The sequence below is a fragment of the Archangium sp. genome, assembly GCF_036388035.1.
GTDB lineage: Bacteria > Myxococcota > Myxococcia > Myxococcales > Myxococcaceae > Archangium.
Genome location: NZ_DASVSO010000612.1, coordinates 1 through 9,777, shown reverse-complemented (window position 1 = coordinate 9,777; position 9,777 = coordinate 1). Strand labels below are relative to the sequence as shown.

The following is a 9,777-nucleotide window of genomic DNA, read 5'->3' as shown; positions in this document are numbered from 1 at the left end:
CGGTCGTAGAAGGGCAGCACGCGCCGGGCCGTCATCTCCAGCGACTCGCCATTGGGGGGCGGCACGTCATAGGAGCGGCGCCACTTCTTCACCTGGTCCTCGCCCCAGCGCCTGGCGGCGTCCTCCTTGTTGAGGCCCTGGAGGTCGCCGTAGTGGCGCTCGTTGAGGGCGGCATCGCGGATGGTGGGGACGCGCTGGCCGAGCGACTCGAGGATGAGGGCCAGCGTCTCCTGGGCGCGGGTGAGGGCCGAGGTGTAGGCCACGTCGAACGTGAGGCCCACGAGGGTCCTGGCGGCCTGCCGGGCCTCGTCGCGGCCCTTCTCCGTCAGGGGCACGTCCACGAAGCCGGTGAAGCGGTTCTCATGGTTCCACAGGGACTGTCCGTGTCGGACGAGAGCGAGGATGGGCATAGGGCCGTGCCCCTACTTCAACCCGGGCGGGGCTGTAAACGGGGACGAGGGGCCCCGGCCCGGGGACTGTCCGCCGCTACGCCGCCGACGAGCGCGACGCGCCGGCCGAGCCCGTGCCACCCGTGGCCGCGTCCACCCGGTCCAGGTAGCGCGACAGCCGCGGGCGCGCGGCGATCAGGTCTCGCTGCCACGGGGTGAGCTCATTGCGCAGGCCGTGGAGCAGGGCGAACAGGGAGATGTCCGCGGTGGAGAAGGTGCCCAGCCAGAAGCCCTCCTCGGGAGCGCGGGCCTCCAGCGCGTCGAGCGTCTCCTGGAAGCGGCGCCAGCAGACCTCGGGGCCCGCGCGCCAGATGTCGCGCGCCACCAGGCCCTTGACGATGCGATTGCGCACCTGAGCGCCGATGACGCTCTTCAGCACCCCGGGCATGTTGCCGAAGATGACGTCGCGGAGCCGGGGCCAGTTGCGCTCATCGGCCCAGCGGGCGGCCATGAAGAAGCCGGCGAGCGCGTTGTCCGCGAACTCCTCCCAGAGGACGCCCTCGGCGGCGAGCTTCGCGTCGTCCGTGCCGTGGAAGGTGCGGCCCGCGAGCGTCTGGAGGCGCTTGAGGATGTCGGTGGAGTCGCCCACGGCCTCGGTGTCGCCGATGAGCAGCACGGGCACCTGGCCGGTGGCGTGGTACTTCTTGAAGCTGCTGGGGATGCCGTGGCGGCGCTCGTAGGAGAGGCCCAGGTACTTCAGGCCTCGGTGCACCTTGAGGCAGAACGGCGAGTAGCTCTCCAGGCCGGGGACGTTGGTTTCGCCCAGCTCGCACAGGACGAGCTTCGGGAGGTTGGGGGAAGTCATGGGCCCCACTTCCGCATGGCCCACCCCCCTGGCGTCAAGGGCCGCACCCACTCCCTTCGGGCGCATCCACCGTCAGGAGGAGCCTCGGCGCGAACTCGCGGCGCACATGCTCCTTCGAGGCGAAGTCCACGCCATCGCGCGACTCGGTGACGAGCGCGAAGCCATACGCCCCCGAGCCCGTCACCGTGCTCGTCACGTCGTACTCCACCCAGCTCCCGTTCGGCACGAGCCCCACATCGCTCAGGGGGGTTCCCATCCGCGTGGGGGGCTGGTGCGACCACAAGAGGCCCTCCGTCCAGTCCGTGGTGGCGGCGTACAGCTTCGGTCCATCGACGCTGCCATCCAGCGCGTACAGGCGCAGCGTGACGTGTTGCACGGGGCCCGGCAGCTCGGGCACCGCGAAGTGCAGGTAGGCCGAGCGTCGGGTGAAGTTGTCCGCCACCAGCTTGCGCTCCTCGCCGAAGACCGCGCTCTCCTGGCCATCCACCCAATAGGCATCCGCCGCGGGGGCGAGGGCGAGCTGCCTCAGGCCCGCGCTCGTCTGGCACTCGGCGTCTTCCGTCTCGCGCGCGGGCGTCTCCGCGCCGCACCGGGTGAGCAGCACCAGGGCTGCCAACCCGGCTACAACCCTGCCACCCCAGCGCACATCTTGCTTCATTCCAACCTCCTGGCCGTCGTGCGCCGGCTCTGCACCGGCGGTGCCAGCAAGCGCGCGCCGGACCAACCCGACTTGTCCGTGAAACCCCGCGCCCGAAGGGCGGCGCCGTGCTCACCGTGGGATGGCGCGGTGCCCTCGGGGGACGTGCCAGGAGGCAGCGTGAGGCGTGGCGGCCCGCGTCCGGCCCCCTGGGGCCGGGCCGTGTACATCACCCGACGGGGCTCAGCGGCCCCCGGCCGGCTCCTCCCCTCGCCGCGCCACGCGGCCCCCGAGCGAGCGGGCGCGCTCCAGGAGCGAAAGGAACTCCTCGCGCTCGGCGTTGCCGGCGGGCGTGGCGCCCCGGGCAATCGCGAGCGCCTGGTCGAAGCTCCAGCGCTCGGCGTGCGGGCTGCGGCGGAGGATCTCCGCGGCGCCCATGACGGCGGTGGCGAAGCGCAGGTCCCCGGGGGCCTCGGCGAAGGAGGCCGCGAGCGCTCCGGCGGGGAAGCGGTACACGCGCTCGGAGGCCGACTCGCCCCGGGGACGCTTGGCGCGGAGGCGCACGGTGGCCAGGCCCTCTCCGGCGTGGGGCTTCAACTCCAGCTCATAGAGGGCGGTGACGGTGTGGCCCGAGCCAAGCTCTCCCGCGTCCACCTTGTCGTCGCGGAAGTCGCGGTCGGCGATGTCCCGGTTCTCGTAGCCCACGAGGCGGTAGCGGGCCACCTGGGCGGGGTCGAACTCCACCTGGAGCTTCACGTCCTGGGCGATGACCTCCAGGGTGCCGCCGAGCTGCTCCTGGAAGATGCGGCGCGCGGCGAGGAGCGAGTCCACATAGTAGTGGTTGCCATTGCCCTGGTCGGCGAAGCGCTCCATGAGCGTGTCCTTGTAGTTGCCCATGCCGAAGCCCACGGTGGTGACGGTGATGCCCTCCTTCACGTGGCCGCGGATGAGCTGGAGGATCTCCTCATGGGAGGTGGGGCCCACGTTGGCATCGCCGTCGGAGAGGATGAGGACGCGCGAGACGGAGTCCCCATCGAGCGTCTTCATCGCCTGCTGGTAGGCGAGCTGGATGCCCGAGGCCATGGCGGTGGAGCCGCCGGCGGTGAGGTCCTCGATGGCGGCGTGGATGAGGGCCTTGTGCTCCAGGCCGGTGGGAGGCAGCGCGAGCTTCACGCCTCCGGCGTAGGTGACGAGCGCCACGGTGTCCCCGTCGCGCAGGTTGTCCACGAGCATGCGCAGCGAGCGCTTCGCGAGCGGCAGCCTGTCGGGGGACTGCATGGAGCCGGAGACATCCACCAGGAAGGTGAGGTGCGCGGCCTTGCGCTCGGAGAGGCTGAGGCGCTTGCCCTGCACGCCCACGCGCAGCAGGTGCCGGCCGGGGGTGAAGGGCGAGGGCGCCGCGTCCAGGTGCACCGCGAGCGGGGCGCCCTCGGGCTCGGGGTAGGTGTAGCGGAAGTAGTTGAGGAACTCCTCCACGCGCACGGCCTCGCGCGGGGGCAGCGCGCCTTCGAGGAGCTTGCGCCGCGCGAGGGTGTAGGAGGCGGTGTCCACGTCGAGGGCGAAGGTGGAGAGCCGGTCCTCGGCGGCGGTGACGAAGGGATTGACCCCGGGGTCACGGTACTCCTCGGTGTTGCTGGCGCGCGGCTCGGCGGGAAAGGTGGCGGTGGCGGTGGGGAGCCGCACGCCGGCCTTGCCGCCCAGCATCACGCTCCCCGAGCCATAGGCGCCAACGCCTCCACCCCGGCCCTTGGTGCCGATGCCCCCAATGCCCAGGCCCAGGCCTCCCCCACCATTGCCTCCATTGAAGAGCCTGGCCGTGGCCTGCTTCGGGTCCCCCGGGGGCGCGCTCGACGCCGCCTTCACCTTGGCCTCGGGAGCAGCGACCTTCTCGCCGGCCTGGGGCTCCGCTCGTGGCGGCTCCACCTGGGCCCGGTCCAGCTTCTTGGGCGCGTCCTCGGAGCGCTGGCATCCGCCGAGTGTCCAGCTCCCAATAGCCAGCGCGCACACGACTCCCGTGACGGCGAGGGGACTCCGCCTCATGGACTGCCTCCAGAATGGGTGGGGTTCGTCTCTCGGAGCCCTTGGACAACGGCGCGTGCGGCAGGTTCCACGGCGGGCGAGCGGAGGGGCAGGCAGGCCGTTGCCTCTTCGCAGGTAACGGGCGGGAGCCATCCCTAGGTTAAGGCGGTATGCGCCGCCGCACGAGCCTCACGCTCCTCAATGCGTTGTCGCTGTCCCGCCTGCCGCTCGCGGCCCTCTTCGTCGTGCTGGAGGACCCCTGGGCCCGGGTGGCTCTGGTCGTGGCCGCGGGGCTGACGGACTTCCTGGACGGGTACATCGCCCGTCACAAGCACCTGGAGTCGTATTGGGGGGCGCTCATCGACCCGATCGCGGATCGGGGCTTCGTGATGGTGGCGCTGTTCACCTTCGTGCTGGAGGGGCAGCTGACACCGCTGGAGTTCGGCGTCCTGGTGATGCGGGACGTGGCGACGGGGTTGGGCTTCGTGGTGTCGCGCCTCCTGCCACGGTTCCGCGTGGTGATGTTCAAGGCGCGGGTGCTGGGCAAGGTGGTGACGACGCTGCAACTGGGCGCACTGCTGGCGGTGCTGGTGGCGCCGGTGCTGGTGCGCCCGCTGGTCATCGCCGTGGGGCTCACGTCGCTCGCGTCGGTGGTGGACTACACGGCGGCGGTGTGGCGGGCGAGGTCGCGTCCCGGTGCCCCTCGGCCCCGGGGCCCCAACATCCCCACACCCTCCGGTCGCGGCGCGTGACGCTTCGGGCTCCGGCCCGGCTCCTCGCCGCGCGGGGCCGTGGTATTCGAGTGCCACGGAAACGTGATGGCCGACACGCGGGAGGACGAGTGGCTCTGGGGGTGGGATCCCACGCCGGGCATTGTCTCGGTGTGGGCGGAGCCCGATGGCCGTGCCTTCGTCTGGCGGCGGCTCCCGGGGACCGGTGCCCTCGTACGGGACGACGTGCGCTTCCGCTCCTGGCTGCTCCTCGCCTCGCTGGACGATCTGGCGCACCTCGGCGAGAGGCTTCGGCCCGAGCGTGAGGGGCCCGCGCCGAACCGGGTGAGCTACGAGGAGCTCCAGGGGCCCGGCGCGCTTCGTTACGTCGTCCGTGCGGACGATGGACGCGCGCTGGCCGCGGCCGTGCTCCATGGCGCCGCACGGCGCCTGGGCCGCCCGTTTGGAAACCTGCGGGAGCTGGGGGCCGACACGGTGCTCGCGCTGCCACCGGAGGAGCAGTACCTCATCGCGTCGGGGCGCACGTATTTTCGCGGGCTGGGCTTCGATGAGCTGCACCGCATGCAGTTTGATCTCGAGACCACCGGGCTGGATCCCGACAGGGATCGGATCTTCCTCGTGGCGCTGCGAGCTCCTTCTGGGGGGACCGAGACCCTCGAGGTCTCCGGCGACGATGCCGCCGCCGAGGCCGACCTCCTCCAGCGTCTGGTCGCGCGCGTCCGCGCCTTGGATCCCGACGTCATCGAGAACCACAACCTGCACGGCTTCGACCTGCCGTTCCTCGCCCGCCGGGCGCGGTTGCTCGGCGTACCGCTCGCGCTGGGACGCGCGGGCAAGCCGGGCCTGCGGCTGCGCCCCGCCTCGCGCGGTTCCGCCCTGGGACGAGGCAGGGCGGGTCAGGCCGCCGACCCGATGCGCCGCTCGCGGTACACGCTGCCGGGCCGCGAGCTGATCGACACGCTGGACGCCGTGATGCGGCACGACTTCGCGGCCCGAGACCTGCCGGGCCATGGGCTCAAGGCCGTCGCGCGGCACCTGGGGCTCGCGGGGCCGGAGCGGGAGCACATTCCAGGAGCCCGGGTGTCCGAGGTCTTCCGGAACGATCCCGAGCGCGTGCGGCGCTACGCCCGGGATGACGTGACGGAGGCCGCCGGTCTCGCGCGCCTGCTCGGTGGAGCGGCCTTCGCGCTCGCCCGCATGGCCCCGCGTCGCTACGAGCGCCTCGCGGACGCGGGGCCCGCCACGGGGGTGCTCGACCCGCTCCTCGTGCGCGCCTACCTGCGGGAGGGCGCCGCGCTGCCCGCCCACGAAGGAGGGGATGGCACGCCCCACAGCGGCGCGGCGCTCCACCTGTTCGCCACGGGCGTGGCGCGCCACATCGTCAAGGCCGACGTCGCCAGCCTCTATCCCTCGCTGATGCGCGAGTATCGGATCGGCCCGCGGAGGGATCGGCTCGGCGTGCTGCTCGCCCTGGTCGATCGGCTCGTGGAGCAGCGGCTGGCGGCCAAGGCGCGGGCACGGGCCGCGGCGCCCGGCTCGCCGGAGCGGCACACGGACGAGGCGCTCTCGGCGGCGATGAAGATCGTGGTCAACTCGGCCTACGGCTACCTCGGCGCGGTGGGGCTCACGCGCTTCTCGGACGTGCATGCGGCCAACGAGGTGACGCGGCGCGGGCGCGAGCTGCTGGGGTTTCTCTGCCGCGAGCTGGCCCGGCGGGGTGTCACGCTGCTGGAGGCCGACACGGATGGTGTGTACTTCGCCGTGCCGGACGACTGGCGCGAGGCCGACGAGCGCCGGGTGGTCTCCGAGGTCGCGGCCCTGCTACCGCCCCGGGTCCGGCTCGAGTTCGACGGGCGCTACGCCGCGATGCTCTCGCACGAGCCGAAGAACTACGCGCTCCAGCCCTACGAGGGGCCCCTCGTCCTGCGCGGCGTGGCGTTCCGCTCCAGCCGGGCGGAGCCCTTCGGCGAGAGCTTCCTGCGCCGGGCGCTGAGCTGCCTTCTCGCGGGGGACCTCCCGGGCGTGCGGAAGGTCTACGTGGACACGGTGACCGCCCTGCGCCGGCGGACCGTGCCGGTTCTCGAGGTGGCCGCACGGGTCCGGCTCACGAAGAGCCCGAGGGAGTACCTCGCCGTGCGCGAGAGCCGGCGCGAGCTGTCCTACGAGGCCGTGCTGGCGAGTGGGCGGACCCACTGGACCGTCGGCGAGCACGTCCGGGTCTACCGAGCGACGGGAGGGCGCGCGGGGCTGCTGCCGGACCCGGATGGCGACGACACCGGTGGCGCCCGGAGTGCCCCCCGCGAGGACTACGACGTCGAGTACTATGTCCGGCTGCTGCGCGAGACGTTCGCGGCCCGGCTGGTGCGCGCGCTGGCTCCCGAGGACTTCGCGGCGGTGTTCGCGGACCCCGAGCAGCTCTCCCTCTTCGCTCCGCTGCTGGAGCAGGCACGGCCCATCCTCACCGTCCTGTCGGATCCGCTGAGTGAGCCCGCTCGGGACGAGGCGGGGTGAGACCGGGGGTCAGATCCGCGCGAAGAACCGTCCGAGCTTCTCCTCGTCCAGCCTGCCCGCGGTCCGCACGCCGCTGCACAGGTCGAGCCCGAAAGGCCCCACCTGCTGGATGGCCTCGCGCACGTTCTCCGGCCGCAATCCTCCGGCGAGGAAGATGGGGATGCGCACCTGCTCGCGGATGCGCCGGCTGACGCTCCAGTCATGGACGCGCCCGGTGCCGCCCAGCTCCTTCACCAACAAGGACTGGTTGCCCGAGTCGAGCAGCAAGGCGTCCACGTGCGGTGCCACGGAGAGCGCCTCCTCCAGCGACTCCTCACTGGTGACGTGGATGACCTGCACGAGTGATACGCCGGGCATGGCCCCGCGCAGGTCCGCGTAGCTCCCCGAGGTGAGCCGGTCACAGAGCTGCACGGTGTTGGTCCGGCAGCGCCGCTGCTGCGAGATGATGTCCCCGGCGTCCTGGCCGCACGTGAGCAGGAAGGTGGCGATGGGCGGCGGCACGGCGGCGGCGATCTCCGCGATGAGCGACTCCGAGATGACGCCGGGGCCGCTGGGCATCGAGGAGACGAGCCCCAGGGCCGAGGCCCCGGCGCGGATGGCGGCCCGGGCCTCCTCGACACTGGCGATGCAGCAGATCTTGATGCGTGGGGTGCTGACGGCGTCCACGGGTGCTCTCCGGTGAGGGGGCCCCTACCACTCCACGTGGGCGGTGAAGTCGGTGCCAGAGGCGTTCTTCACCTCCACACGCACGCGGGGCCTTATCTGGGACATGGAGCCGAGGGCCTGCTCCACCACGCCCTGCTGCCAGCTCGGGCCGAGCAGGTCCGCTCGGAAGTGCATCCGGGCGGAGTTCTCGCTCACCCGCTCATAGGAGCGCTCACCAAAGGTGGTGACGGCCTTGTAGGCCGCGGGCGCGCTCGCCAGGAGGCGGTGGGGTTTGTCCCCCGCCAGGAACGACATCATCTTGCCGGACTGCGAGTCGACGAAGGTGCCCGCCGCCGAGCGGCCGAGCTCCATGGCGACCTGGTGGTAGCTCCGCGAGCCCGGCTTGCTGCGCTTCACGCCCTGCTCGACGAGCTGGAGGATGTCGGCCGCCGGGTAGCGGAAGAAGCTCACCACGCTGCGCTTGCCGAACACCTCCGCGCGGATGGCCGCGACCTCCGCCTCGCCCAGCAGGCGTGTGAGGGTGTTCAACGCGGCATCGAAGAAGATGCCGAGCAGCATGTCCTTGTCGGTGGCTGCGCGGATGCGGAGCTGCAACATCTCAGCGGTTTCCATGGGCCCCCTTGAAACGCCCGATGTCCGGGCCGCTTCATACCGGAAGGCCCGTCCCGACGCATCCCCCCCTCGTTCCGAGAGACGCGTCAGGGCGGCCGCCCGTCCGCGGGGCTACCGCGCGTCGAGGTAGGCGCGGTAGGCCTCGAAGCCGTAGGGCCGGCCGAGGAAGTCCTTCACCAGCTCGGCGGCGGGCTTGGAGCCTCCGGGCTCGAGCACCGTCTTGCGGTACTTCATCGTGGTGGCCGGGTCGAGGTAGCCATGCTTCTGGAACTCGGTCTCCAGGTCCTTGGCGATGACGAGCGACCAGACGTACGTGTAGTACGCGGCCGAGTACCCCTCCAGGTGCCCGAAGGCGAGCTGGAAGTACGTGCCGTCCCGGTACTCGTGGCGGAAGGGGCTGTACTTCTCCTGCTGCTTCTTGAGCGCCTCGGTGGTGTCGAAGCCCGGCGCGCGCGAGTAGTAGTCCAGCGACACCCCGGCCAGGAACATCTGCCGGCGCGTCCACAGGCCCTTGCCGAACTCCTTCGAGGCCCGGAGCTTCTCCACCAGCGCGGTGGGAATCGCCTCGCCCGTCTGGTGGTGGCGGGCGAACTCCTGGAGGATGGTGGGGTTGGAGGCCCACTGCTGCAGCAGCATGGAGGGCGTCTCCACGAAGTCCCACTCGGTGGAGATACCCGTAATCCCCTTCCACTGCTGGCGGCCCGCGAAGACGTGGTGCAGCAGGTGGCCGAACTCGTGGAAGAAGGTCTCCACCTCGTCCTGCGTCATCAGCTCGCCGGAGCGCGGGAAGTTGCACACCAGGGTGCCCTCCGGGTAGCGCTTGCCGGCCTGGCCCGCCACGACGTCGAACTGGGCCGCGTGCTTGTACTTGTCCTCCCGCGGGTGCATGTCCAGGTAGATGCGGCCCAGCAGCGTGCCGTTCTCGGTGACGTCGTAGGTCTCCACCTCCGGGTGCCACACGGTGGCGTCCTTCACCGGCACGTAGGTGATGCCCCACATGCGCGCGGTGATGTCCATCACGCCCTTCTTCACGCGCGCGTACTCGAAGTAGGGGCGCAGGGCCTGTGAGTCGAAGCCGAGCTGCTCGGCCTGGACGCGGTCCGCGTAGTAGTCCTGGTCCCACGGCTCGAGCACGGTGGCCTTGGGCTCGTCCTTCTGCTTGCGGGCGAGCAGCTGCGCGTACTCCTGCTTCGCGCGCTTCTCGGCGGTGGCGGCCACCTTGTCGATGAAGTCCGCCGCCGTCTGCTGGGTGCGCGTCATCTTCGTCTCGGTGACGTACGCGGCCCAGGTGGGGTAGCCCAGGAGCGTGGCCAGCTCGTGGCGCCGGGCGATGAGCTGGTTGAGCAC

The 9,777-nt window shown here is 71.5% G+C and carries 9 protein-coding genes; 2 read left to right on the top strand and 7 right to left on the bottom strand.

Annotation, left to right across the window (positions count from 1 at the left end):
• The 4 genes from VF697_RS25070 to VF697_RS25055 all read right to left on the bottom strand — a co-directional run.
• On the bottom strand, positions 1-410 hold a 410-nt coding region (locus VF697_RS25070), incomplete at its 3' end, for a 2,3-bisphosphoglycerate-dependent phosphoglycerate mutase (RefSeq protein ID WP_331099178.1).
• Between the two features lie 76 nt (positions 411-486).
• Positions 487-1,254: a glutathione S-transferase family protein gene (locus VF697_RS25065; RefSeq protein WP_331099176.1), complete on the bottom strand. Its 768-nt coding sequence runs from the start codon at positions 1,252-1,254 to the stop codon at positions 487-489.
• Between the two features lie 34 nt (positions 1,255-1,288).
• Entirely contained in the window at positions 1,289-1,912 is a 624-nt protein-coding gene (locus VF697_RS25060; protein WP_331099174.1) for a DUF7594 domain-containing protein, read from the bottom strand.
• A gap of 222 nt (positions 1,913-2,134) precedes the next feature.
• A complete protein-coding gene (locus tag VF697_RS25055) occupies positions 2,135-3,931 on the bottom strand; it encodes a VWA domain-containing protein (protein ID WP_331099172.1) in 1,797 nt (598 codons plus the stop codon).
• Positions 3,932-4,080: 149 nt separating this feature from the next.
• Between VF697_RS25055 and VF697_RS25050 the strand changes: the two genes are divergently transcribed.
• Positions 4,081-4,662, top strand: coding sequence for a CDP-alcohol phosphatidyltransferase family protein (locus VF697_RS25050; protein WP_331099170.1), 582 nt, complete (start codon positions 4,081-4,083; stop codon positions 4,660-4,662).
• A gap of 66 nt (positions 4,663-4,728) precedes the next feature.
• Entirely contained in the window at positions 4,729-7,152 is a 2,424-nt protein-coding gene (locus tag VF697_RS25045; protein ID WP_331099168.1) for a ribonuclease H-like domain-containing protein, read from the top strand.
• A 9-nt stretch (positions 7,153-7,161) separates the two neighbouring features.
• Here the strand turns inward: VF697_RS25045 and VF697_RS25040 are convergent, their stop codons facing one another.
• From VF697_RS25040 to VF697_RS25030, 3 genes are all read right to left on the bottom strand, one after another.
• Entirely contained in the window at positions 7,162-7,818 is a 657-nt protein-coding gene (locus tag VF697_RS25040; RefSeq protein WP_331099166.1) for a phosphoribosylanthranilate isomerase, read from the bottom strand.
• Between the two features lie 24 nt (positions 7,819-7,842).
• The gene (locus VF697_RS25035) at positions 7,843-8,430 is read right to left on the bottom strand and encodes a TIGR02265 family protein (protein WP_331099164.1); all 588 of its coding nucleotides are present in this window, start codon (positions 8,428-8,430) and stop codon (positions 7,843-7,845) included.
• 111 nt (positions 8,431-8,541) lie between these two features.
• A partial coding sequence (locus VF697_RS25030) for a M3 family metallopeptidase (RefSeq protein ID WP_331099162.1) occupies positions 8,542-9,777 on the bottom strand: 1,236 nt, incomplete at its 5' end.

What these genes read in the sequence shown, in the direction of transcription:
- VF697_RS25065 (WP_331099176.1), bottom strand. Translation starts at nt 1,254, where the DNA reads ATGACTTCCCCCAACCTCCCGAAGCTCGTCCTGTGCGAGCTGGGCGAA.
- VF697_RS25060 (WP_331099174.1), bottom strand. Translation starts at nt 1,912, where the DNA reads ATGAAGCAAGATGTGCGCTGGGGTGGCAGGGTTGTAGCCGGGTTGGCA.
- VF697_RS25055 (WP_331099172.1), bottom strand. Translation starts at nt 3,931, where the DNA reads ATGAGGCGGAGTCCCCTCGCCGTCACGGGAGTCGTGTGCGCGCTGGCT.
- VF697_RS25050 (WP_331099170.1), top strand. Translation starts at nt 4,081, where the DNA reads ATGCGCCGCCGCACGAGCCTCACGCTCCTCAATGCGTTGTCGCTGTCC.
- VF697_RS25045 (WP_331099168.1), top strand. Translation starts at nt 4,729, where the DNA reads ATGGCCGACACGCGGGAGGACGAGTGGCTCTGGGGGTGGGATCCCACG.
- VF697_RS25035 (WP_331099164.1), bottom strand. Translation starts at nt 8,430, where the DNA reads ATGGAAACCGCTGAGATGTTGCAGCTCCGCATCCGCGCAGCCACCGAC.